Source organism: Pleurocapsa sp. PCC 7327 (genome assembly GCF_000317025.1).
GTDB lineage: Bacteria > Cyanobacteriota > Cyanobacteriia > Cyanobacteriales > Microcystaceae > Hydrococcus.
In genome coordinates this window covers 3,215,589-3,241,033 of sequence record NC_019689.1, presented here as the reverse complement: position 1 = coordinate 3,241,033, position 25,445 = coordinate 3,215,589, and the positions used below count along the sequence as shown (strand labels likewise).

General features: G+C 45.6%; 20 protein-coding genes. 11 read left to right on the top strand and 9 right to left on the bottom strand.

Annotated features, from left to right (window positions below; translation table 11 throughout):
* Positions 1 to 110: 110 nt before the first annotated feature.
* Complete coding sequence (locus tag PLE7327_RS14495) at positions 111 to 1,052, bottom strand: SGNH/GDSL hydrolase family protein (protein WP_015144560.1); 942 nt, start codon at positions 1,050 to 1,052, stop codon at positions 111 to 113.
* Positions 1,053 to 1,726: 674 nt separating this feature from the next.
* Between PLE7327_RS14495 and PLE7327_RS14490 the strand changes: the two genes are divergently transcribed.
* Positions 1,727 to 1,909 carry a CsbD family protein gene (locus tag PLE7327_RS14490; protein ID WP_015144559.1) on the top strand — a complete coding sequence of 61 codons (183 nt, stop codon included), beginning with the start codon at positions 1,727 to 1,729 and terminating at the stop codon, positions 1,907 to 1,909.
* 132 nt (positions 1,910 to 2,041) lie between these two features.
* Here the strand turns inward: PLE7327_RS14490 and PLE7327_RS14485 are convergent, their stop codons facing one another.
* Positions 2,042 to 2,776: a response regulator transcription factor gene (locus tag PLE7327_RS14485; protein ID WP_015144558.1), complete on the bottom strand. Its 735-nt coding sequence runs from the start codon at positions 2,774 to 2,776 to the stop codon at positions 2,042 to 2,044.
* Positions 2,777 to 3,344: 568 nt separating this feature from the next.
* Here PLE7327_RS14485 and PLE7327_RS14480 point away from each other — a divergent pair.
* From PLE7327_RS14480 to PLE7327_RS14470, 3 genes are read left to right on the top strand one after another with little or no spacing between them, the layout of a single operon-like run.
* A complete protein-coding gene (locus PLE7327_RS14480) occupies positions 3,345 to 3,776 on the top strand; it encodes a response regulator (RefSeq protein WP_015144557.1) in 432 nt (143 codons plus the stop codon).
* A gap of 6 nt (positions 3,777 to 3,782) precedes the next feature.
* A complete protein-coding gene (locus PLE7327_RS14475) occupies positions 3,783 to 4,988 on the top strand; it encodes a hybrid sensor histidine kinase/response regulator (RefSeq protein WP_015144556.1) in 1,206 nt (401 codons plus the stop codon).
* A gap of 32 nt (positions 4,989 to 5,020) precedes the next feature.
* Positions 5,021 to 6,112 carry a hybrid sensor histidine kinase/response regulator gene (locus PLE7327_RS14470; RefSeq protein WP_015144555.1) on the top strand — a complete coding sequence of 364 codons (1,092 nt, stop codon included), beginning with the start codon at positions 5,021 to 5,023 and terminating at the stop codon, positions 6,110 to 6,112.
* Positions 6,113 to 6,513: 401 nt separating this feature from the next.
* Here the strand turns inward: PLE7327_RS14470 and metK are convergent, their stop codons facing one another.
* Positions 6,514 to 7,737 (bottom strand): methionine adenosyltransferase, encoded by a 1,224-nt coding sequence (gene metK / locus PLE7327_RS14465; protein ID WP_015144554.1) that lies wholly within the window; start codon positions 7,735 to 7,737, stop codon positions 6,514 to 6,516.
* 313 nt (positions 7,738 to 8,050) lie between these two features.
* Complete coding sequence (locus PLE7327_RS14460; protein ID WP_015144553.1) at positions 8,051 to 11,245, bottom strand: HAD-IC family P-type ATPase; 3,195 nt, start codon at positions 11,243 to 11,245, stop codon at positions 8,051 to 8,053.
* A gap of 280 nt (positions 11,246 to 11,525) precedes the next feature.
* Here PLE7327_RS14460 and PLE7327_RS14455 point away from each other — a divergent pair, with 280 nt between their 5' ends.
* On the top strand, positions 11,526 to 11,669 hold the full coding sequence (locus PLE7327_RS14455; protein ID WP_015144552.1) for a hypothetical protein: 144 nt from the start codon (positions 11,526 to 11,528) through the stop codon (positions 11,667 to 11,669).
* A gap of 117 nt (positions 11,670 to 11,786) precedes the next feature.
* On the opposite strand, the gene PLE7327_RS14450 is transcribed toward PLE7327_RS14455, so the two are convergent.
* Together PLE7327_RS14450 and PLE7327_RS14445 are read right to left on the bottom strand one after the other, a co-directional pair.
* Positions 11,787 to 13,046 (bottom strand): hypothetical protein, encoded by a 1,260-nt coding sequence (locus PLE7327_RS14450; RefSeq protein ID WP_015144551.1) that lies wholly within the window; start codon positions 13,044 to 13,046, stop codon positions 11,787 to 11,789.
* A 94-nt stretch (positions 13,047 to 13,140) separates the two neighbouring features.
* A complete protein-coding gene (locus tag PLE7327_RS14445; RefSeq protein WP_041393345.1) occupies positions 13,141 to 14,385 on the bottom strand; it encodes an NAD(P)/FAD-dependent oxidoreductase in 1,245 nt (414 codons plus the stop codon).
* Between the two features lie 166 nt (positions 14,386 to 14,551).
* Between PLE7327_RS14445 and xth the strand changes: the two genes are divergently transcribed.
* The 6 genes from xth to PLE7327_RS14415 all read left to right on the top strand — a co-directional run bounded on the left by xth (position 14,552) and on the right by PLE7327_RS14415 (position 23,063).
* Positions 14,552 to 15,346: an exodeoxyribonuclease III gene (xth, locus tag PLE7327_RS14440; protein WP_015144549.1), complete on the top strand. Its 795-nt coding sequence runs from the start codon at positions 14,552 to 14,554 to the stop codon at positions 15,344 to 15,346.
* Positions 15,347 to 15,367: 21 nt separating this feature from the next.
* Complete coding sequence (locus PLE7327_RS14435; protein WP_015144548.1) at positions 15,368 to 16,624, top strand: DNA cytosine methyltransferase; 1,257 nt, start codon at positions 15,368 to 15,370, stop codon at positions 16,622 to 16,624.
* Between the two features lie 401 nt (positions 16,625 to 17,025).
* Entirely contained in the window at positions 17,026 to 18,444 is a 1,419-nt protein-coding gene (locus PLE7327_RS14430) for a hypothetical protein (protein ID WP_015144547.1), read from the top strand.
* Positions 18,441 to 19,793 carry a DUF1822 family protein gene (locus tag PLE7327_RS14425; RefSeq protein WP_015144546.1) on the top strand — a complete coding sequence of 451 codons (1,353 nt, stop codon included), beginning with the start codon at positions 18,441 to 18,443 and terminating at the stop codon, positions 19,791 to 19,793. The genes PLE7327_RS14430 and PLE7327_RS14425 overlap by 4 nt, the downstream gene beginning before the upstream one ends.
* Positions 19,793 to 22,252 carry a CHASE2 domain-containing protein gene (locus PLE7327_RS14420; RefSeq protein ID WP_015144545.1) on the top strand — a complete coding sequence of 820 codons (2,460 nt, stop codon included), beginning with the start codon at positions 19,793 to 19,795 and terminating at the stop codon, positions 22,250 to 22,252. Before PLE7327_RS14425 ends, PLE7327_RS14420 begins: the two co-directional genes overlap by 1 nt.
* Positions 22,245 to 23,063 carry a DUF928 domain-containing protein gene (locus tag PLE7327_RS14415; RefSeq protein ID WP_015144544.1) on the top strand — a complete coding sequence of 273 codons (819 nt, stop codon included), beginning with the start codon at positions 22,245 to 22,247 and terminating at the stop codon, positions 23,061 to 23,063. The genes PLE7327_RS14420 and PLE7327_RS14415 overlap by 8 nt, the downstream gene beginning before the upstream one ends.
* 72 nt (positions 23,064 to 23,135) lie before the next feature.
* Here the strand turns inward: PLE7327_RS14415 and PLE7327_RS14410 are convergent, their stop codons facing one another.
* From PLE7327_RS14410 to PLE7327_RS14405, 3 genes are all read right to left on the bottom strand, one after another.
* Entirely contained in the window at positions 23,136 to 23,930 is a 795-nt protein-coding gene (locus tag PLE7327_RS14410; protein WP_015144543.1) for a M48 family metallopeptidase, read from the bottom strand.
* A gap of 21 nt (positions 23,931 to 23,951) precedes the next feature.
* A complete protein-coding gene (locus PLE7327_RS24885) occupies positions 23,952 to 24,104 on the bottom strand; it encodes a hypothetical protein (RefSeq protein WP_015144542.1) in 153 nt (50 codons plus the stop codon).
* A 189-nt stretch (positions 24,105 to 24,293) separates the two neighbouring features.
* Positions 24,294 to 25,427, bottom strand: a complete 1,134-nt coding sequence (locus tag PLE7327_RS14405) for a hypothetical protein (RefSeq protein WP_015144541.1) — start codon at positions 25,425 to 25,427, stop codon at positions 24,294 to 24,296.
* Positions 25,428 to 25,445: the final 18 nt, after the last annotated feature.

Sequence of the window (25,445 nt, the reverse complement as noted above, 5' to 3'; positions counted from 1 at the left end):
CTTTAGAAGACTTTTTGCTCGGCCGGAAAATTAATGACAACAGCAGTTGTTGAGAATGGTGCAAGATCTCAGATCCTCCCAACCCCCTTCTCAGGGGAGGATAGGGGGAATCAAAAAGCCAAAATCAATTGAGCAAGGGTATCGCTTACCAGTCGGTTGCCATCGGGGGTCAGATGAATGCGATCGCGATATAAGAAGGTTGGGCGGTCGCTGTGTTTGAATAGCGGTAAAAAATCGACAAAGGTAATCTTCCGAGTTTGGACAAACGCTTTCAAGCGAGATCTGGCCTTTTGTTCGTACTCCCTGGGTGCGGTTCCGTCTACTTCCCTAAGCAGCGGCGCGATCGCGAGAAGGAATTGGGCGCGATTTTGGCAAGCAATCGCGTGGATGTTTTCAATTGCCACCAGGTTATGACTGACGCGATCGCCTTTCTCTTGATAAACTTTGGCCATACCAGGAATCGGCTGGGGACGGACGAAAACGCGCTCTAACAATTCTCCGATTGCCGAGTTGGGTTTGCGATCGGGGTAGTTAGGATCGCGTCCGACTAGCAAAGGAGTCGGCGCAGTCGCAAACAAGTCGTCGGTATTGAGCAGTAAAACGATGATTTGCGAGTCAAAGGTGCCGAAACGCTTGAGATAAGCTAACTGATTGCGAGGTCCCCAAGAATTCGCCGAAGCATTGAGAACTTCTACCGTTTGGAAAGGCTGAGGTAGGTTAGCTTGTAATTGTTGCGCGATCGCGGCAGAAATCGTTTGCGCTTGATCGGTCCACCAAGCACCATTGGCGATCGAATCTCCCAATAAGAGTATCCGTAAAGTAGCGGCAGGGCGAACGTCTGCCAACTCGTCGCTGCGCATGGAATAGCGATTGATAAAAATTCGATTGCCAAAGCGACGCATTTTTTGATTGGGGGCGAGCAAATACCCTATTTCTTCGTCTGGGATATAAATGGGGCGATCGCCCAAACCCAATAAAACCCTCAATCCTATCTCAATGGCGATTAATAAGCCTACAACCGCAGCCACAACGAGCAAGATGACTCTAACCAATCCACCTCTCCTTAGATAGATACAAGCCAGAAAGCGAGAGCGATTCTCACGAAGTTAGAGGAGAACGCGGTGGGCAAAGAAGTTCGCCTACTCAAGTCGTCCGTCGAGGCTCTACCGCGAAACGACGGAGTATCTCTAACTCGCATCCAGAAAAAAGATTTTCGAGAGCGATCGCTTTTTCTGATGAAAATAGATTTTTTTCAATTAAAGCTTATCGCCAATCATTCTGAATGAGGAAGAATCATATCTTCCTCCAACTAAATTTTCAAGATCTAACTTGCATATCTATGGAAACGGTTCTATAAAGTTAGAAGAGGCGGAAGATTTCTAACCTTAACACTGATGTAGCTGTCAGGAAATGAATTTCCTGACTTACCGTCCCTTTATCCCTAAATCCCTTCTCCCATAAGGGGTGAAGGGACTTCAGGCAAAAGTCTTAGGTTGAAAGCCCCTCTCCTAGAGTGGGAGAGGGGTTGGGGTGAGGGCGATTTGAGTTCTGTCACTCAACCAGGGTGCGGGTCTCAGTATAGCAACTTCTGTAACTTTATCTCTTTAGAAAGATTCTTATTTTATTAATCTTATTCCTTTAGTTGGAAGATTTACTTTCGCATTACCATTTATTTTTATAATTGTCAAAAACAAAAAATAACTAATAAAAAAAAGGAGTTATTCACATGAGTACCGAAAATAGAGTTGAAGCAACTCTTAAAAATGTTGAAGGGAAAGTTCAAGAAACGGTAGGAGAAGTTACGGGCGATCCTAAAGATAAAGCTGAGGGAAAAGCTAAGCAAGCCGAAGCAGCAGCTAGGCACTCCGTAGAAAACATTAAAGACGAAGTTAAAAAATCGCTTGACTAAAGCCTTTTAAATTTTCGATCGAGGAACTGAATAGAAGCAAAACGCCGCTCATAGATTCGTAAAAATTAAGAGCGGCTTTCATCTGTGAAATGTTTTTTAGGAAAGAAAAATAAATCTAACAACGTTAATTATTTATTCTACTAAACCAGAGCGCAGGGCGCGGACTGCTGCTTGGGTGCGATCGTCAGCACATAGCTTGTTAAGAATGTTGCGGACGTGAGTCTTAACCGTGCCGACGGTAATGTACAGCTTTTCGGCGATTTGCAGGTTATTACAACCAGCAACAATTAGCTCTAAAACTTCCAGTTCTCGATCGGTCAAGGGATAAGTTTCGATCATCTGCTGAGCTTCTGTATCTAGAGAGCTAATCGTTCTTGTATTTGCCAGCGATCGCTCCTCGACGGTTTTGGGAGGCTCGTTAGGAATGGGCTGTCGAGTTTGCTTGAGAACGATACGGGCAATCGTTGGATCGATCCAGGCATTCCCTTCATTTGTCGTCCGAATCGCTCGTACCAGATTCTCCAAACTCACATCCTTGAGACTGTATGAGTCGGCGCCAGCTGCAAAAGCCGCCATGACAGAGTTCTCGCTTTTGTGCATTGTCAAGATGAGAACTTTGGTTCGCGCTGCGTCAGCATTGTCCTGAGACTGCTTGAGCCGCTGCGTCACTGCGATCCCATCGATATCCGGCAACCCGATATCGACTACCGCGACATCCGGCTTGGTTGTTGCTAGAATTTGTAGCCCTTGACGACCATTGGCTGCCTCGCCAACAACTTTAATATCTTCAACTTGCTGCAAAGCAGCACTTAAACCGATCCGGCTTAGATCGTGGTCTTCGATGATAACAACGCGAATTTCACTCATTACTAAACTTATTAGCTGCTAAAAATCAAAGTGTTATTACTTCCGACAGACAATGCTTTTATCATCGTGAAAGATCGATTTGGTTAATTTCATCTATCAAAAGTAAGAGACGGGCTGAGCCTTAAGAAATTCTTTTGGCAGATGCGTTTGTTTTGATGTTTCAGAAAAAATGAAAAATCATGTAACGCCTATCTATTGTAAGGCAGAGCTAAGCCAAAAAAAACTAGCAGAATAATATCTCGCAATATTTAGTTCGAGACAAGAACCGACTGCTCCGACCGGCTGACGCTGTGGCAGCGTAACTATCGGTTTTCAAATAGACTTGGAGCGATCGCGCTTTCCCTTCTAATTTCCCAAAACTAACTTTAATGATAAGGATTCAAACGAGATGATAGACCATGACTAAAAGCGTCAATTTCTAACTTAAGACATAGATAGCTAGTTGTAGTAATTTGTACCAATAGCTGAAGACATTTAAGTAAAGAATGCTTTAGCATTATTGACGATTATGCCGTAACTGTTACCGTGGTTAAATAAAAACAAACGGTAACGCAATGGCGGCAAATGAATGGAGGATAGAACGATTAACATTTTGCTAGTAGAAGACGACGAAGTTGACGTGATGAACGTCCGGCGAGCATTTAAAAAAAACCAGATCGCCAATCCCCTTTACATAGCCGAGAACGGATTAAAGGCTTTGGCAATGTTGCGCTCCCAAGATGGAGAACCTCCGGTGGTTCCTCCAAAACGCCGTCTCATTCTGCTAGATCTCAATATGCCTCAAATGAATGGGTTGGAATTCCTCCATGAGCTGCGAGCTGACCCTCAACTGAAGGCGATACCAGTAATTGTTTTGACAACCTCTGATGAAGACAGAGATAAGTTAGAAGCCTACAACTTGAGTGTGGCAGGCTATATTCTCAAACCCGTTACGTTTTCTAAATTTATAGAGGTCGTATCGGCTCTAAATAAGTATTGGATGCTGTGTGAAATGCCGTGAGCAGGAATGAAGGATACACTCAAAATCTTAATTGTAGATGACGATCGAGTAGATCGCTTAGCACTACGCCGCTCGCTCCAAAAAGCAGGCATAAGAATGGAATTATCCGAAGCTGGCGATGCCCGGGACGCGATCGCTCTACTCCAAAATACCCACTTTGATTGTATATTCCTAGACTATCTTTTACCCGATCGCGATGGACTGGGGTTAATTAAGGAATTATACTCAATAGGGGTGAAAGTTCCCACCATCGTCCTGACGGGTCAGGGAGACGAGCAAATTGCCGTTGAGATGATGAAAGCAGGGGCTTCTGATTATCTCTCCAAAACCAGAGTATCCCCAGAAACGCTCGCTCAGACTCTCCGCAATGCTATTCGCGTCGATCGCGCGCAAAAAGCAGCAGAACTAGCAAACCAACAGCTCAAAGAAAGTAATGCACTTCTCCAGCATCAGAATCAAGAATTGGAAAAGCAACGGCAACAAATTCAGTTACAGAACTTGCAACTGCAAGAAGCCTATCGCCTCAAATCCCAATTTTTGGCAACCATGTCCCACGAATTACGTACCCCCCTCAATGCCATAATGGGATTCTCGCAAATTTTGTTGCGCCAGTACCCAGATCCGCTTACGCCACAGCAAACTGAAATCGTACAGCGCATCATTAACAACAGTCAAAACCTACTCATTCTGCTCAATGAAGTTCTCGATTTTTCTAAACTTGAATCCGGTCAATTAACGCTCAATCCAGAAGAATTTAACCTGGCTATATTAGTGCAGATTACTGTGGAAGAACTTCGTTCCCTCGCCATGCAAAAACAACTCAGCCTACAAGTCGATCTAGACTTAAAAAATCCTCTCGTCGTCAACGACCAAAATAGTCTGCGGCGAATCTTGATCAACCTTCTCTCCAATGCCATCAAGTTTACCGACTCCGGTAGCATTTGGGTGAAAGTCTGGGAATTAAATCCCGACCGAGTTGCGATCGCAGTGAGAGATACGGGCATAGGAATTGCGAGCGAGTACTTAGAAGCAATCTTTGAAGCTTTCCGACAAGTCGATGGCAGCCTGGCTCGCCAACACGGGGGCAGCGGCTTGGGGCTGGCAATTACCAATTCTTTGGTTAAGATGATGCAAGGAACGATTGCCGTTGAAAGCCAGGTTGGTAAAGGGTCGGCATTCCAAGTAGAATTTCCGCGTCAGGTCGAAACGTAATTAAAAGAAATTTTTTGAATTTTTATTTTTGTATGTCCGTCGTTCCCATTCCAAAAACTACTAACTATATCCTCGCTGTCGATGACATTCCCGACAATCTATTCCTGATTAAATTGGCACTAGAACAGGAAGGATACAATGTCGTATTGGTTGGCGATGGTTCTATGGCTCTAGAACAAATTGAAAAATCGCCTCCCGATCTCGTGTTGCTCGACGTAATGATGCCAAAAATGGATGGCTATGAAGTAACGCGACGCATCCGAGCGAATTCTAATTTACCCTATATCCCGATTTTGTTGATTACAGCGCACGAGCAATCGAGTGTAGTGCAGGGTTTAGACTCAGGAGCAGATGAGTTTATCCGCAAACCCTTTCAAATCGACGAACTGCAAGCGAGGGTGCGATCGCTTTTGCGCCTCAAATATTCCATCGACCAGCGAGAGAACTTCGTTCGCTGTCTCACCCACGATCTGCGAACGCCTTTAGTCGCCGCCGATCGAATGCTGCACTTAATTTTGCGAGGAGTCTTTGGAGAAGCTTCGCCAGAACTTAAAAAAGCACTTGAGAATATCATCAGCAATAATCAAAACTTGCTAGAGATGTTAAATACCCTGCTAGAAGTCCATCACTATGAAGTTGGGGAGAAGACGCTCAGCTTTATCAATTTCAATTTAGCGGAATTAATTGAAGAAGTTGTAGCACAATTAACTCCTTTGGCAGAGGCAAAAGGACTGGAATTACGAATGAACTTGGCAGTAGACGCACGAGAGATAAGAGGCGATCGCCTGGAGTTACGGCGAGTACTGACTAACTTGATCGGCAATGCGATCAAATTCACCGATACCGGGTTTGTGGAAGTTCGTTCGAACCTATCATCTCAAGCGGACGGAAAAACATCCGATTGGGTGGCGATCGAAGTTCGGGATACGGGTATCGGAATTGCTCCCGACGATCGACAGACAATTTTCGAGCGGTTTCGTCAGGGAACTCACAAGCGTTTCGGTCACGGATTGGGATTGCATTTGTGCCAGCAGATCGTCCAAGGACATCACGGTACAATTGAAGTTCAATCCGAATTGGATCGAGGAAGTATTTTTACCGTGCGCTTGCCTTTAAACTTTTAGGTTTTCCGATCGCACTAATTCGCAATTACAATCAGTGGCGAGGACTCTCTTTAATTGCAAATTCTTATATCTTGCATCATAACTAGTAAACATTAAAATCTCGCCAAGAAATCAATTTCTTGGCTAACAGCATAAGTCCATCATTAAAATGGACTGAAAGTCTTATCTAATAATCATTTATTTTAAATCTGTTTAATTGACCTTAATATTTATGTATAGCGTGCGCGTAAGCGCATACGTCTCGCTCGCGAGCAAGAGGCTCGTACTACTTGTTATTGTGTTTGTTCAACCGGATTTGATATTAGCCCCATAGGCGAGGACTTTCGCGATCGAGCAAGAGAATGAATTCCCTTGTCGGGTGAAGCATAGGTGCAAGATTTGAGAATTGCGAATTGTTTTAGTCACCCAACCGGACTTGAGATCGACTCCTGTAAAACTGGAACCTTATCGGTTTCCTCCCAGGGAATAAACCCCAGATCGATTCTACCGACGTGACCGTAAGCGGCTAGCTGTCGATAGAATCCGCCTTCGATCGCTGCGGGCAACGTCCTGAGATTAAACCGTTTGATAATGCCAGCCAGTCGGAAATCGAAACACTTCTCTAGCAGCATCGTAATTTCTCGATCGGAAATTTTTCCCGTTCCAAAAGTTTCTACTTGGACGCTGACGGGATGGGCAAGCCCGATCGAATAGCTAAGCTGCACTTCGCATTCGTCAGCCAGTCCTGCTGCTACGACATTTTTGGCAGCATAACGAGCGGCATAAGCGCCGATGCGATCGATGCGCGTCGGATCTTTGCCGCTGAGGGCTGCGCCACTGTGCCGCGAATATTCGCCGTAGGTATCGATCGCATTTTTTCTACCCGTTAGCCCGGAATGAGCAGCAGGACCCCCGATAATTAGCGATCCGTCGGGGTTGATAAAGATTTTGGTTTGGTCGTCTGGCTGAATTTCTTCGTTCTCAAAAACTGGGTCGATGACGGCTGCTCGAATATCGTCTTGCAGGGTTTTGAGATCGGGCCCTTGGGAGTTAAAGGGTTGGTTCTGACTGGCAATGACAGTGATGCTGTGGATGCGATGTGGTTTGCGATCGCGGTATTCAATCCCTACCTGAGTTTTTCCATCCGGCGTGAGATAGGGAAGGATATTTTGGCATCTGACGGCGGTCAATCGCTTTGCCAATTTGTGTGCCAGCCAAATCGGAAGCGGCATCAAGGCAGACGTTTGATTGCAAGCAAACCCGAAAACGGTTGCCTGATTTTTGACTGTAATGCGATCGATCTCCTCATCCGAGAGTTTTTTTTCGTCGAAATAGCGGTATTGACTCGGCGGTAACTCTTTGAGGCTAGTTAGGATGCTACAGGTTTTCGCGCTGAAATCAGGCTGATCGTAACCGACTTGTTTGATGACCTTTCTAGCAATTTTAGTAAAGTCTACGATCGCATCGGAATCAAACCGAGCCGCAATAAAAATGATCGAGGTAGCGACCGCGCACTCCGTAACTACCCGCGAATAGGGATCTTTGCGCAGAAAATTATCAACGATCGCGTCGCTAATGCGATCGCACAGTTTATCCGGGTGTCCCTCGGTTACCGATTCGGAGGTGAACATAAAGTCTTGTTTCATAGTTCTTCATTGGATGAAAGGATTTTGGATTGTTATATCAAATCCGTTTAATTAGTCATAATGTGTAGTGCGAGTGTCCCGCTCGCGACCAAGATGAGAAGCCCCCAGCGATAGCGAAGGGGATAGCGAAGGATCTTTCGCACTACTGGTTATTGTGGTCATTCATCCGGATTTGATATTAGTGGATAGTAGTTAGTAGTTAGTGGTTGGTCTTGTTTCTCTTCTCCCCTGCCTCCAGAAGCTCCCGTTTCTCCTCACATCTCCCACACTCCCCCCGCACTCCCGTCTCCTAGTTTCCCTGTCCCTTTGTCTCCTAGTCTCCCTTGTCTTTTTTCTTTTTTTGTCTTTTTGTCTTTTTTGTCTTTTTTGCCTTTTTTGTCTCTTCCTTATCTGGGAGTCCTCCCACACTCCCAGTTCTTCCCACACTCCCCACAATATCTCCTCTCGCTTCCGAGCTTTCCTGCTTTAGTGTTGCTCTATTCTCTTGTTGTTCTTTCTTAGTTGTTTCATTCACCACAAAGGGTAGGAAAGCACTACTGCCGATGACAACGCCATCCAAAGCATTAATAGGCGCAAGCTTCAACAGACTCCTCAAACCCGGAATTATAAAGCACAGGCTCTGTAGCGCGAACGACCCTCCTAGAGCGGCACCTAAATATCGATTCGGCGGCAGTTTGGTTTTGCTCCAAACACGGTGTTTTTCAGAACGGCAGCTCAGGGCGTGCATGAGTTGCGCTGCAACCATGCTCATAAACGCGATCGTGCTTGCCTGGGATCCGATGCCATAGCGTAGGATGCCGTATATATAGGAACCCAAAACGCTAGCTGATAAAGTAACTGACTCTGCGGTAATGCGCTTAAAGTCAGATTGCTTGAGGATTGGTTCTTCGGGGGGACGAGGAGGCTGGCTGAGTACGTCGGGTTCTGGCTGCTCCAGGGCAAGACCGAGACCGGGGAAAATATCGGTCACTAGGTTGAGCCAAAGAAGTTGCATGGCATTGAGAGGCTGACCCAGACCCCCTACCGTGGCAAAAAGCATGACCAGAATCTCGCTGGTGTTGGTGGAGAGCAGGAAGTGAACCGATTTTCTGATGTTGTTGTAGATAGTCCGTCCCTGACTGACGGCAATAATCATGGTTTCGAGGTTGTCATCCTCTATCACCACATCGGCTACTTCGCGGGCGACATCAGTTCCCGTATGCCCCATGGCAATTCCGACTTCGGCTGCCTTGAGCGCCGGAGCGTCATTGATTCCATCTCCCGTCATGGCAACGACTCTTCCAGCTTGTTGCAATGCCTGAACGACTTGCAGTTTATGAGAAGGACTGATCCGGGCAAAGACGTGGACTCGCTGGCACAGTCCCTTCGTGACTTCGGGATCGATTTCAATGAGGTGGGTTGAATCTAGGATTTGTAGTTGCTCGCCCCGACTCAGATTCAATTCTTTGCCGATGGCGTAGGCAGTGGGACTTTGATCGCCAGTGATCATGATCGTATCGATGCCTGCCTGATGGAAGTTGCCCATCAAGTCTTTGACGCCATGCCGGATCGGATCTGCCATGCCGATCAGTCCCAACCAAATTAGATCTTCTGGAAGATTGCCGTTGTTATCTTCTAGATCGGTTTCCATGTAAGCGGCTGCCAACACTCTGAGCGCCTTGCCCGCCATGCGCTCGTTTTCTGCCTCGATCGACAACTTGTCTGCTTCGCTTAGAGGAACTTTTTTCCCATTCTTAATCTGCCAGCTACACAGATCGATGACTTCTGTCGGATTTCCCTTGACGGCAATAAATTTATGATGTTCGTTGAGGTGAACGGTGGTCATGAAATTGTGGTTTTCGGAGCGGTGGCTGGTTTCCAGACGCGGATATTTTTCCCTGAGCGAGATCGCGTTCGTCCCGGCATCAATTGCCATCTGGAGCAGGGCGTTTTCAGTTGACGAGCCATTGAGAACGTAAAATCCATTCTCATCCGAGTTCGCCTCGCTATCGTTGCACAGAACTGAAACCAGCATCAGTTTTGTCAGGTTGTCGCTAGTGTAGGGGTCGATCTCTTCTTCTCCCACCAGGAATTTTCCATCGGAGCGCTGAATGGATTGTCCATCCACGTACAGTTCTACGACTGACATTTGATTGGTCGTGATCGTCCCCGTCTTATCCAGGCAGATGGTCTGAATGGAACCCAGGGCTTCTACTGCATCGAGGCGGCGGATGAGGACGTGATGCTTCCTCATATTGTTGATGCCGAGCGCTAAAGTTGTCGTGGCAACCGTTGGCAATCCTTCGGGAACCGCAGCTACTGCCAGAGAGATGGATGTCTTGAGCATCTGGAGAGTGCCGTAGCCGCGCAATAAACCGATCCCAAAAACGATGCCGCAAACTGCGCTCGATGCCAGGACGAGTTGACTTCCCGCGCGATCGAGTTGTTTTTCCATGGGGGTTTGCGGGACGATGGTCTCGCCTACCAGGGTTTGAATCGTTCCCATCTCTGTATTTTGTCCCGTGGCAACGACTACGGCTAGCCCTTGCCCTCCCGTAACGATCGTCCCCATATAGACCATATTGGTGCGTTCGGCGAGGGGAGCGTCCGGACGGGCGAGGGTTTCAGGTGTTTTCGTTACGGGGATGCTCTCGCCCGTTAAGGCAGACTCATCAACGCTGAGACGGTCGGCTTCGATCAGCCTTGCGTCTGCTGGTACGTAGCTGCCCGGTTTGAGAACCAAAATATCTCCTGGAACGATTTCTTGGGCGCTAATTTCGACTAAATTGCCATCTCTGATAACAAAGGCAGAAGGTTTGACCAGGTGCTTGAGAGAATGGATAATTCGTTCCGATTGGCTTTCTGTGGCGTAACCGAGAGCAGCATTTAGGGCTACTACCCCCATGATGACGACTGCGTCTGCTACGCCCCCTGTAACCAGGGAAAGCCCCGCCGCAGCCGCAAGCAAGGCAACGGGTACGGATTTGAAGTAGTCGAGCAAAATGCTTAGCCCGGAGCGAGGGGGCGTTTCTGATAGGACGTTGGCTCCGTATCGTTGCAGTTTTTCTCTAGCTGCTCGGCTCGCTAATCCCACTTCCGCCGAGGTTTCCAATTCAGCTACGATCGCTCCTGCGTCTTTGAGATGCCATGGTTCGGCAGGAAGGCGAGGAGATGGGGAGACTGGGAGGAGGATATTAACTTCCGGCTTCCGAATTCCGAATTCCGAATTCCGATTTCCGACTTCTGCCTTCTGATTTCTGTAGTCTAATACCAACTTTTCAATCGCTTGTGCGATCGCTTTATAACTACATTCCGGATCGAAGCGGACAATAATATGACCCGTTGCCGGACGAGCCGATACAAAATTAATCCCTTTTTTACTTGACAAGCGCGACTCTAAATATTTTTTGAGTTCGTCTGAGCGATAAAGTCCTCTAACTTTAAATCTAGCTCTCCCCTGGACGGCGGTATGCAGCGCCAAAACCATCGGATGCTTCGTCACCGGGGAAGCGCAAGCGCGATTGTTCATTTTTACCCCTCAATGCATTTCCCTCGAATGGGGGTCATAAAACAGTTACCAGTTATTAGCTGTTCGAGCGCTGGTCGCTGTTCACTTTTATTTTAGAGTCTTGACAGAGAGGTAATAGAGTTGCGGTAGTAATTTGTAGCAAAACTTACAGGATAATGGCTTTCGCGATCGCCTTGCCAGAACATAAAGAAATGTTGCAAAGTTAGAAATTATAAGTTAAATTTAATTACAGATACTTGACTGAACTTCAACTGCACTTAATCTATAGGGGTTACGACTTATGGAAAACAAAGAGGCTAAATTTGGTTTCACCGCTTTTGCTGAAAGCTGGAACGGTCGTCTAGCTATGCTGGGCTTCACCATTGGCGTGCTTACCGAACTGCTGACTGGCCAAGGAATCCTCTCTCAATTGGGCTTAATGTAATCCAATTGAGTTTGCTAAGTCGAGCCGAATCGATTTGAGATATACACAATCCCCCGTCAGTTTTCCAATTTCGGAAATTGCACGGGGGAAAACTTTTTTGAGCGTTGGCAAGTATGCTCAATTAATCTCAAATTTCTTTCTAACTGTCTCTATTATCTGTGCTTCTTCTGCTGTAATTACACCATCTAACCGAGCAATGTTTTGGCATTTTGATAGTAGAACAACCGCAAAGTCTTCATCGAGGCGATCGAGTAAAGTATCTAAAGAAGGAAGTAAGTTAATATTATTTGATATCGTTTCTAATGAAATAGGACTAAGATTGAAAGATTTTAGTTCTGGAAAAATACTTTCCCACGTTTTGTCTGGATTTCCAGCTATAAGAATATGAACCAAAATTTGATCTATAATAATTTCTTGCGAGATAGCTTTCTTGAGATACTCTTCGCTCTTAGCTTGAATATCTATTAAGTTAGCTTCTATAGTTAAAGGATTTATCTTTGCTTCATAAAATCTACAAGCACCATATCCCAAAGCATAAAGCATTAAGGCATTGGTACTCAAACCAATAACTGCACCAGCAGCAGGAATATTTGTCAATATACCCAACCCTGCTTTTAATAGCTGACCGCCACCAAGAGACAGACCAAAAATTGTCAGAACTTCACCTTTTCTAGCTGGATCTTTTAAATCTAATCCATAAGCACAGGCAATTTGATAAATCATTTCTGCTTGCAGTAGAGTTGTCGCAGCCAAATCGACTGCAAACATAGCAGCAGCAACTCCAGGTAGTAAACTGCTTGCTATTACCATTCCTCCCGCATACATTGCCTTGTCTACAATGAGGCGATGAGCAATCTCATTTGGTTTTTCATCGGGATATTTTTGCTGTAGTTTTTTGACTTCAGTTTCGGCTTTGACTATATCTACTTTCTCTATAACATTAATTAACCAATCAACTTGAAAAACTTTTGCAATCTCTCGAATTTGAGGACTATTGCTTGCAATATCAAACAAGTATCCAATTCCATTTATAGCTGATATAGCAGCATTTCCAATATTTCCGCTAACACTGACAGCAGCACCAGTAATCGCACCGCCAGCTTGTACAGCAGTATTTCCAACTGCCCCACCAACACTGACAGCAGCACCAGTAATCGCACCGCCAGCTTGCATTGCAACGCTGCCAACTACTTCAAGTGAAGTAAGCCAAGACGATTGCTGAGTCTGAGGCTTTGTTAAGTTATTTACTTCTGTTTTAACAATAGAATTGGAGGCATCATTAGAAACATCTTCAGATTCTAACTGACTCTTGAATGAGGATTCTATTGCATCAGTATTGTTTTGTTTGGCGGGCTTCAGAAAGTTGAGCTGAATCATTATTGTTACTGAGAAGCTAAGAAAATAATTACCTTTGTTCTAAGCATTCCCAACTGTGAGCGATAAGTAACAATTTTATGCTGCGATCGCTAGATTATTTCCCCATCGCATTACCTGCTAGCCAAGCAGTCGTCCAAGCACTTTGAAAATTAAATCCGCCCGTAATTCCATCGATGTCGAGAACCTCCCCTGCAAAATAAAGTCCGGGACAAATTTTGCTTTCCATCGTTTTAAAATCGACCTCCTTTAACTTTACGCCGCCGCAGGTAACGAATTCTTCTTTAAAAACGCCTTTCCCTTGAATTTGATATTGTCCTTGTGCCAGTTCTCGAACTAATTTATTCAAAGCTTCCTTAGATAATTCTGCCCAAGTCATTTGCCTATCGGTGCCAACAAAGGTCAGGAATCTCTGCCAAAGGCGTTTTGGAATCGGTAAAGGAGAATAACTGGAAATTTTACGCTTGGGATTGTTCGATTTAAGTTCTAATAAGTATTTTCGTAAAGTTTCTAGGTTATGGGTAGGAACCCAATTAATTATCAAAGACATTTGATAGCGATGTTCGTATAAAACTCTCGCTCCCCAAGCAGATAATTTTAAAATCGCAGGACCGCTAAGTCCCCAATGGGTAATTAATAATGCTCCCGTTTGTTCGAGTCGATTTTTCCCGGTATTCGCGAGATACACGCAAGCATTCTCAACGCTAACTCCAGCTAAATTTTGCAGGCGAGGATCGTCAATATTGAATGTAAAAAGAGAAGGAACTGGAGGTTCGATCGCGTGTCCTAACTCTTTGGCAAAACGATAGCCCAACGGATTGTTTCCCGTTGCAATTAACAAGCGATCGCACTTTAAAATTTCTCCCGTTTTTAACTCCACCTCAAATCCTTTTTGTGCGGGAGAATCCGATTTTTTCTTCACAGATTTGACCATTGCCTTGGTGCGCAATTTGACTCCCGTTTGTCTTGCCGTTTCCATCAGGCAATTGACAATTGTTTCCGAATTATCTGTCACGGGAAACATCCTGCCATCCGCCTCGGTTTTTAAGCGAACGCCGCGAGACTCAAACCAAGCGATGGTATCTTTGGGTTGAAAACGACTAAAAGCGCCTCGCAGTTCTTTCTCTCCTCTAGGATAGAATCGTACTAATTGAGCGGGATCGAAACAGTGGTGGGTGACATTACACCTTCCCCCACCAGAAATTCGCACCTTCGCTAAAGGAGTGTGCCCTGCTTCTAGTAACGTTACTTGGGTATGGGGATGGGTAGCGGCACAAGTAATTGCCCCGAAAAATCCGGCAGCCCCGCCGCCGATGACAATAATGTTAAGAGGATTAGTCAAGAAAGTTTCGCTTGTTCTTTCTTCCAATTTTAAGCGATAGATTTGAACGATTTTATTCTTAATTTGTAGGATACTTAAATTGTTAAAATAAATCTCCTCATTTTGCTCAATTTAGGCATCAAAATGCTAAGATTTCTATTTCTACTCGAATTAGCAGCCATAACCCATGAAAATTGCCACTTGGAATGTTAATTCAATTCGCACTCGCCAGCAGCACGTAGTAGATTGGCTACAAAACAATCCTGTCGATGTTCTTTGTTTACAAGAAACAAAGGTAACTGATGCAGATTTTCCTAGAGATTGTTTTGAAAAACTTGGATATCATCTCTATATCTCCGGGCAAAAATCTTACAATGGGGTAGCGATTTTTAGCCTACAGCCATTAACGCAAATAAGTACGGGTTTTGCTCCTGTTTTAGGCGATTTGCTAGCTGAAGATTTGGATTTTGACTCGCAAAAGCGAGTGATTACTGGCGTTATTGGTGAGATTCGGATTGTTAATTTATACGTGCCAAATGGTGCCGCTGTCGATAGCGAGAAATATGACTATAAACTGCGTTGGCTTAAAGTGCTAAAAGACTATTTAAAAACGCTGCGCGAAAAAAGCTCGGAGGAACTTTGCGTCTGTGGAGACTTCAATATTGCTTTAGAAGATAGAGATATTTACGATCCAAAAGGAAAAGAAAATCATATCATGGCTTCTCCCCGCGAACGCCAAGCGCTACAGAAAGTCCTAGCAATCGGTTTAAAGGATGCTTTTCGCAAATTTACTGCCGAAGGCGGACATTTTAGTTGGTGGGACTATCGCCAAGGAGGATTTCAACGCAACCGAGGATGGCGAATCGACCATCATTATTTAACCCCCCAACTCTATGAAAGAGCGATTAGCTGTAGGATTGACGTAGAACCGAGAAAGCTTCCTCAGCCTAGCGATCACGCTCCCGTTATCGTTGAATTTTAAGAGCGTGCTTAAGTAATCGGGATGGTCAAGAAAAGCGATCGCGAGCGACCTATTGCAGTAGACTTATTCGCAGGTGCGGGGGGAATGACTCTCGGTTTTGAACAGGCAGGATTTGACGTGCTTGCTGCTGTAGAAATCGATCCGATTCACTGCGCGACTCATGAATATAATTTTCCTTTCTGGACTGTTTTATGTCGAGATATAACTAAAATAACGGGAGCAGAAATTAGAAATCAATCGGCAATTGGCGATCGCGATATCGATGTAGTTTTTGGAGGACCTCCCTGTCAAGGATTTTCACTAATTGGCAAACGAGTAGTTGACGATCCGCGCAACTCCCTTGTCTTTCAGTTTCTGAGAGTAGTTTTGGAGTTAAAACCCAAATTTTTCGTCATGGAAAATGTACGGGGATTGGCTGTTGGAAAACAACAAAAAATCCTCGAAACTTTGATACAAGAATTTCAGCTTCAAGGTTACCAAGTACAAAAAAATTATCAAGTTCTCAATGCCGCTTGTTACGGAGTTCCACAAGCTCGCGAAAGATTATTTCTCCTGGGAGCAAGAGAGGATTTTGAATTACCCAAATACCCTCAGCCAATCACTCAACCAGTTCGGTTAAATAACTTCAAATATAAAAAATTATCCAATCTACCCACTGCCCCGACAGTGTGGGATGCCATCGGAGATTTGCCTGAAGTAGAACATTATCCAGAATTACTAAGAAAAGACTGGGTTATCGCTGAATGCAAGGGTTCTAGTCATTATGCTCTCATCCTTCGCGGCATCAAACAGTTGGAAGATGATTATTCATACGATCGCGAATATAATTTGCAAATTCTCTCCTCAAGCATACGAACCAGACACACTGCTGAAACGATTAAACGCTTTCAAGAAACTCGTCACGGCGAAACCGAAAAGATCAGTCGTTTCCACAAGCTGCATCCCGATGGGATTTGTAACACGCTAAGAGCCGGAACCAATAAGTATAATGGGGCTTTTACCTCTGCCAGACCAATTCATCCATTTACGCCAAGATGTATTACGGTCAGAGAAGCAGCACGGCTGCATTCCTATCCCGACTGGTTTAGATTTCATGCGACCAAATGGCATGGATTTCGACAGGTTGGCAATTCCGTACCGCCACTATTAGCCAAAGCTGTGGCGGCAGAGATTATTCGCACCCTTAATGCGTCACCCTTTAAGCCAACTCTGCGGCAAAAGTTGGGCGATGAAAGACTACTTCAGCTCAAACTATCGCAAGCGACACGATACTACTGATACCATTCGCCGATGCTCCTCCAGTTCGTGAGAGTCCGCGTCGGTTCGCAATTCACAATTCACAATTAGTCCTAGATTGGCGGCTGTGGCAAAATAGGTCCTATTTGGTTAGCGGCTATTTGACTTTCTCTCCAAACGAGTAAAGGATATGCAAAAAAGCTCTATGCGCTTGCTGTAGAACTGTCAATTCAGAGAGGATAAGCATAAATGCGATGCCATCTTACTTGCTCTGTTGCTCTATGCAGATTAATAGCTGCATAAGCTCGGCGCGTTTAGAGATAGGTAAGGCTGACAGAAAAGACCTCGGTCAAGAAAACGACTACAAACAAAAGTTAAGAGCTTAGATCGCTTAGCCGCAGGAGGTTTCATTATGTAATTAGTCCGAGCTAGGTCTAATAACTGTGGGTGCTGCATCGAGATACTGGAGACTCGCGAGACTTGATGCTACCGGAAGGCGCAAAGTTGAAGAAATTGCCTCAGCTAAAGCGTTTTTCCAGCAGCAATTTCCCGAATTGGCAACTCAAGTAGACGTGGCGGATTCAATCATTCAACGCCAACTGCTGGCTTTACGCCGCGATGCTGCCAAAGCTCCCTTGGGGGAAGACACCAATCCTCTCAATGCTGAGCGTTGTTTGCGCTGCTTTATCTCCGGTCAGATCGAGCAAGTTTGCATTCAGCTTGAAGTTCAATTTGGCAGCGAACATGGCTTTACTCGTCACGATCTGTTTCCTTTTGTCCTTGATGACATTTTGGATGATTTGAGATCGTCAAGCTCTCCAAGAGCATACAAATCTCTGGCTATTGAGATTTTGCAAACCTTTGACCCGGAACGCGCGAGCTTGTCCACTTGGACGACGAGACTCGTAAAACATCATCGAGAACTCAATGCCTTCTTGTTAGAACGCGGCGTTTATCTGGTCAGCGACTGGGCAATCCTCAATGACACGGCTCCCAAGCAATTACAGCGAATTTTGGCGGGATTTCACAATCTTGCGCCAGCTCAAATTCAGCATGCTTGCCTTCTGCTAGAGAGCTATCACGCTATCTATCGGCGCGATCGCCTCAAGCAGCGCTCCTCTGGGGTCAAGGGGAAATGCCAGCCCCCCTCAAGGGAGCAACTACAACAAATCGCTCATCTGAATCGCCAAACAGCCAACCTTACTCTTTTGCCAGAAAATACTATGTCTCGCTTGCAAGACCTAGCAGAGCGCCTGCGTCAGTATCGCATTTACGCCAGGGGAGGGTCTACTGCTCAAGAATCCCTCGATCGCCCTAAAATTCAGTTAATCGCCGAGCGCCTTCAGGCATCTGCCCCTACCAGTGACTCAGAAGAAGAAAACGAGCAAGCAGAATTTTTGACATTTTACCGCCAGCAATTCATAAGCTGCTTGGATCGGGCTATAGAGCAGGTAACTCAGGCTCGGTTCAGTTGTTTACAGGACAAAGGATCTCAGATAGCGCGGCAATTTCTGACTGCCCTCGAATTATTTCACTGTCAGGGACAGTCTATGGGTGAAATTGCTTCTGTTGTCGGTTTGCAGGCACAGTATCAAGTGAGTCGTCTGCTCAAGCTCAAGGAATTTCGGGCTGATATCCGGCAGCAAATGTTAAAGGATTTGCGCGATCGCACCTTAGAAACAGCCATGACCTATACTCATCCAGACCGACTTCAAAAAGTTGAGGCTGCTCTTGACGAACAGATTGCTGCCACAATCGAAGAAGCAGAAACAGAAGCCAGCATGGCTAAAAATCGCTCTTCCAGCAGCCTTTTTGCCCAGCGTCTCTGTCGCCACCTCGAAGCCAGGAGAAACTCGCCATGACTAACTTCCCTAACGATCCGACTGACCTTCTGCTCGACTTTGAATCCTTGCCCGTAGAGACAATTTTCCTCGAATCGGACAAGATTGACCGAGCCGTACAACTCAGCAGCCAAATTGTGAATGAATTCCGGCAATGGCAAATCTATCTCAATGCTTTAGCGTTATTTGGTTTCGAGCAGTGGCTGAGCGAGCGAGCAGCAGAGCTTCGGGTCAACTCGGAAAACTGTACTGTATTGCAGCCGCAGTATGCCAACGCGATCGCTGCGGATTGTAATCTAGAGGTGGGCGAGTTTAAACTTTGCTTGCTGGCAACCGGAACCCTAATCGATGAAGCGATCGCTTTCCCAAGAGCAGCCATTGACTTGCCAGAATATGCCGCCCATTTTTATGTGCTGGTAGAGGTTCGAGAAGAGCAGGAACAAGCCACAATTAAGAGCTTCATCCGCCACGACCAACTCGTAGACCGTCTGCAATCTGCTAACTTACAAGCCGAGCCAGACTGGACTTACGAGCTGCCATACGCATGGTTCGATCGCGATCCCGATCGCTTGTTGCTCTACCTGCGCTGTTTGGAACCGACTGCCATCCCTCTGCCTGCGATACCAACTAATCGCTTAGCGTCTCTATCGGGGATACAAGCTGAACTAGAACCTCTAATCCCACAGCTACAATCTCCAAATCGCCCCTTGTGGAAGGTATTGACTTGGGAGCAGGGAGCGGCACTGCTGAGCAGTCCAGAGCTACTAGATTGGCTATACTGCCTGCAAACAGAAGCACAACCGATCGGTCAACTTTCACAAATCTTACAAAACCTAACCCAACAAGTCGTGAATGTATGGCTGTGGTTACAGGACGAGCTAGACGAGTTCGCCCAGAATCTATCTTGGATGGTACTTCCGCCCCCGGATTTGGCTACAGTACCCCTACGTTCCCTGAGAGATACTGTCGTTGAATCGCCTGCTGAAGAGTTCGGGGCGATAATCGCCCAGTTAAGAAGTAGGGGCATGGAAATCCCTACCCAGGCGCGTGGCGCTTACCGAGACTTGACTTTAGCTGAGAATCTCTTGCGATTGTACGCCGTCACCTGGTCTATTCCCATTCAATCGGAGTGGACGTTGCTGCTAATCTTAGGAACGCGGTCTGGGAACGAGCTGCCCCAAGGACTCAAATTACGAGTCAGCGAGCTAACGAATGTTTTAGTCGAGGTAGAGCCTAACCCAGGGGATACCTATCTCTATACTCGTGTCGTCGGCGCATTGAACGAGCAATTTCTAGTGACCCTTGTCTTGATGGATGGAGAAACCCTTACATTGCCGTCCTTTGCCTTTATTCGTGAAGAATCGCAATAATGCTTCGCTCTATTTTTCGGCTCAAAGTCCAACAAATCGATCGAGCTTGTCTTTTTGAGCTGTCTTGGGGTAGAGGACAACAGCTTTGCGCTACCTTGTCCTATCCAGAAGCACTGACGAAACTGTATCAGGAGTGGCAGCGAGCTTATCTGGGCTTTTATAAAACGGCGTTGCGATCGCGAGTGGAAGCTTCTGGCAGCGGAGCGACCGTCGAGCGCCATGCCCAACTGGTGCAGGCGGAAGCCATGCTGCTGTCTGAGTTTCATCGCTGGCTTCGCTGTCAAGAACTCTTTGAAATTCGCACTGAGATTGCCCGTGCCGCTAAGCGCCTAGCAGAGCAAGTGCCCGTCCAGTCAAAGCTCGGTGGCGGCTGCGTCGATGTTTTCCTCACTTGTAACCCAATTGAGCTAGAGCGATTTCCTTGGGAAGCTTGGGAAATTGGAACAGAATTTACCGGGACGGTCGCCATTCGCTTTGCTCGCACTCCAGTTAACATCCGGGCAGAAACGACTCCCCAGCGTCAGAGATTTCGTCGCGGTCGAACTCGCGTCTTAGCTATTTTAGGCGATGACACGGGACTGAACTTTCAAGGGGATCGGCAAGCTTTGCGATCGTTAGTCTCCGTGGCAGAGATTCAATTTGTTGGCTGGCAACCCGGAAAAGCCATATCCGAACTCAAGGCGCAGATTTGTGAGGCGATCGCAGACGAACGGGGTTGGGATATTTTATTTTTCGCCGGACATAGCAATGAAACTGCCATTACTGGAGGAGAGTTAGCGATCGCCCCTGGCGCGTCAATGTTCGTCAGTGAAATTGCGCCACAATTACAGCTAGCCAAAGAGCGAGGACTTCAATTTGCTCTCTTTAACTCCTGTCGGGGACTCAGTATGGCTGCCTCGCTGATTGACTTGGGACTAAGCCAAGTGGCAGTGATGCGGGAGCCAATCCACAATCGAGTCGCGCAAGCCTTTCTGGTGCGGTTTCTGCAACTCTTAACCCAATACAAAGACGTGTGCGATGCCCTGCTGGCAGCCTGTCAATATCTCAAGCAGCAACAGAACCTTACCTATCCCTCTGCTTACCTCATTCCTTCCTTATTTTGTCATCCCGATGCCGATCTATTTCAAATTGAACCTTTTGGCTTTAGGCAATGGCTCAAACAGTGGTTGCCCACGCGCCGAGAAGCGATCGCTCTGGGATCGTTAGTACTACTGAGCTTATTTCCCCCCGTACAGGACTTTTTATTAGAAGGGCGAGTCTTAATCCAGGCAATCTACCGCGATGTCACGGGACAAATTCCACCTGCGGCATTACCCCCCGTCCTGTTGGTTCAGATCGACGAGCGGTCAATTCAGAAAGCGGGGATCTCCGATCCCAATCCAATCGATCGCAGCTATCTAGCTAGTTTGATTGACAAACTCTCAGCCTTAGATGCCAAAGTTGTAGGAATCGATTATCTTCTAGACAGACCTGGGAACGATCGCCTACTCTCACAATCTATCCGCACTGCGGTCGATCGGAAAGGCATTTGGATTGTATTTGCAGCTCAGTTGGATAATGGAAAAGAAGTGGGGGGAGCGCCTGAAACTGGCATTGCGAAACGTTATTGGAGTCTCGAAGGTTATACTAATGCCTTGCCCCAATATGTCAGACTTTTACCTGCAAAAACAGATTGTTACCAGACTTGTCCCTTTGCCTATCTGCTGGCAGTAGTTTACGCACTCAATCAAGACCCTTTTGCCTCTGATTTGCCGAAACCGCGATTAAATAACCGAAGCGATTTTCGTACCCAAGTATTTAATTATCTCAACGAGGGAGATAAACCCAACGATACTGTTGCCTTCTTACGCCAAACACGGCTTCACCCGATAAGCAGCTTTGCCGAAAACTTTGGTCAACTTTGGTTGCGACCTATCAATGACTTTTCGATTCCCCCAGACTTGGTTTACGATCGCATTGCCGCTTGGCAGTTACTCGATGATAATGTCGATACTTTAGCAGGCGATCGGTTCGAGCAGCAAATCGCGATCGTTGCCCCAGGAGGATATGACGAAGCAGGAATCATACCTGGGGCAGATAATTTCCCAGCGCCTCTAGCCGTTGCTTACTGGCGAAAACGGCGGGTTTCTGCGGCAACCAACCCAGACAAATTCGCGGGATCTGAAGCCCTTGCTTACATGATTCATCATTTGCTGGCACAGCGATTAGTCGTTCCCATTCCCGATCTTTGGGCGATCGGCATAGCAGTTTTGCTGGGCAAAAGAGCCACACTGGTGCTGAGGAAACAGTACAGAGATCGATGGCAGTGGGCAATTGGGCTAGCTGGCGCTACAGCCGCTTATATTCTCATTGGACTACAGGTTTATATCTCTGCTGCGGTATTGCTGCCTTGGTTTCTGCCGTCAGTAGCCTTTTGGATTTATGTTTTGCCGACTTTGAGGAGGACATCTCATGGTTAATATCAAGTCGTTGACCTCAACTCGAAAACCCAGCCAGAAAATCGCGTCTATATTGCTACTGGCTGCCACAGCTACCGCCTGTTTCTACTCTGGATTGATTCTCAGTGCCTTTGCTCAGCCGAATTCTGAGTCCTCAGTAGAAACTAGAGATCGCGTTCGCAATGCCAACACTTCAACAGAAACTAGAGGAAGCGAGCAGAACTCAGTCTGGGCAGTTCTTTGGGAATTATTGAAATCGAAACGGAACGAGCCTGCCTTAACCTCACGAGGGAATGTCTGCGAGATTACCCCCGGTTTGCTAGGAGAAAAAAATATCATCTGGAGCGATCGCCCTCTGTTTCTCTGGCAAGGAACGGCACCAAGTATCAAAATTCGCCTTTACAGTCCTTTTAATCCCGATCGCGAGCAGGAACTGTTGTGGAGTCAGACTGTCACGGCACAATCTCAAACGGCAAAATTTCAAAGTGTTAAGTATACCGGAGAGGCGTTGCAGCCTGGTAAAATCTACGATTGGGAATTGGTCGTTCCGTCTTCCCATCGGCAGCGCTTTACTTTTCAAGTGATGGAGTCCCAAGAGCGCAATGATATCGCCTCTAAACTGGCGGAACTGGAAACGCAACTGAAAACAGCAGGAGCCACTGTCGAGGAAATCGCCTTACAACGCGCTAACTATTTTGCCCAACTAGGTCTTTGGTCGGATGCTTTGCAGGAAATCTACTCTGTGAAAAATCCGTCTCCTACTCTGACTCGCAATGCCCAAGAAGTCTTGAGCTATCTATGCGAATCTAGCGACATTGAGATTAGTCAGTGAGCCAAGTTAGAGGAAAACCTGAGTTCTAGGGTCGTGTTGCAAAAACTTCTAAAGATTTATCTAGGGATTTAGCTATATATGAATCCGCTCAAAAATCTGTGGAAGTGGAAATCCATTATTAGTCAGCCATTGCTGGACGATCGTGAAGCGATCGCTAGCTGGTGGATGGGGATCTAAAGGATGAGGCTGTCTGCCCGTAAACTTGTCCAAATAGTCCATAAAAGCAAGAGATAATAATGCCCCACGCGGGTCATATCCTGCCTGTACAAGGAGACTCAAACCAAGAAGGTCAGCTTCAATTTCGAGTCCCCGACTGAAAAACATGGCGGAAATTGGAGTACTTCCCGTCAACGATGCTTCTACTAATTTCCTTGCCAAATCATGTTTGATAAAGTGGGCAAGTTCGTGTGCCGCAACAAAAGCAATCATGTCTCGAAAGATCTGGCTTGTTTGATACTGGAGTTGCCCAAATATATCGGTAGGGGGCATAATATCAAAGTCGCTCCTTAAAGCCTGAGCTATCAGCCAAAAATGATAATTCAGATTAAAAGATGGATCTGCGCGCCAGCAGGCGTATCCTTCTGCTATTGACCAACTGGCATTTAGCAAATCGTAATTAAAAATAAAGGTTCCATCAGCTAAACTTTCTGCATTCCATCCGTCTGCTGCTTGAGCAAGAATTTGAAGTGGGGCATCTACTATGAAGAAACGTGCCCTTGCTCCAGTTGCAGAAGCAAACTGATTGAGAATTTGTTGTAGATGTACTGTACCGTACCAATCCTGAACTACGATGGCACCCCCTTGGATAAGTTCTCGATACCTTTGAAGGGTGATTTGTTCAATCTGACTTTGTATTTGCTGACTCATGACTACAAAATTAGCTTTTCTTTAAAAATTTAAGATACTATTTTTCGCCATCATTGCTATTAGTAAAGCCAAAGTAATGAACCACTGATACATGGCTTCACGGCGTAATTGTTGCTGTTTTTGCAGGTATACTTGCTCCATTTCAGAGCGATACTTTTCAGAAATCTGGTGCATTTCGTCACGGAGAGAATCACCTAATTGATGAATGCGTTGTTCAATGAAATTAATCAAGATTTCTGCCTGTTAAGATGACTGTATTACTGCCGATACTTTCGATTTTAGTTCGCTAGCAGATCGAACTAATTTGCTAACTAATCTTTTATTGTCTGTCGGTAATTTCTCAGACATACTTTTTCTCCCAATTTAATCTAATGGTTCTGTGAGAATAAAATCAACTAAACCTTCAGTAAAAACGTCAATATTTAGCTGTTCATAATACTTTAATTTCCTTTCTTCTTCTTCTGCTAACTTCTGGAATTTTGCGGCATTTTGACTAAATTGTTCGCTAGAATCTGCTGCCAGCATTGCAGCTTCCCATCTTTTACGCAATTCTAATTGTTCGTTAGCCAAATCCCGGCTTAAGCTACTTCCTAATCCTTCCCAATTCCTTTGAGTATTTTCTAGGTGTTCAACTAGGCGTTTTTCATCCAGATATTTGTGATAGGCATTTACTTCTTTCTGTCTATCAATAGCAGCTAAATCTTGTTGATAGGATAGATTTCTACTTCTTCCCGACCTCTTGTGATAATGAGCAACTCTTTTGTAGAAGAATTCAAGCGTACAACTTTTAAGGTAACTTTTGCGGTCGATTGGTAGGGGTTGTCCTGACCAATAAAGTTGCATTTGTTCGCCAAAAAAAGAACCTTCATCTGGTTGGCATTGACATTGAAAGTGAGTATTAATATACTGTATCAATCCGTTAATATTGGGTAAATTCACTGGGATAGGACGACCAATATTTTGTAAGCCATATCTAATTATGTGAGCTAGATATTCTTGGCGTTCATAAAGCATTTGCTGTTGAATAAAGAGGATTTCATTTTGTTGAGCGTTTACCTGTTGTACCATCCAAGCTACTGTTTGTTCTACCACAGGTGGAGGATAAGGGAGTTTCTGGATTATTTGTCTAATAGCTAACTCAAGATGATGTTTGCGCCAATAAATCATTTGTTGCTCAACAAAAGAATATTCATTCGGTTGAGCTTGGATTTGTTGCATCACCCACTTAATATTTTGAGGAGTAACTGGAATATTGTTTTGAGATAATAGTTCTCCGAGACTGTTAAAAAGATATCGCTGCCTTTGCTGAGTTTCTTCTATCTGTTTTATTTGCTCATCAATATCTTGACGAAATTTTTTGAGTTCTCGTCTTTCGTTCGTAAAGTCTTCTAGACATTTATCTATCTCTCTTTCTAATGCTGGTATCGGAGATGCAATTATTTTGTCGTAGTAATCTTCGTATTTGTTGGATTTATTTCCGAACCAATTAAAAAACATGGCTGACTCCTAATTATT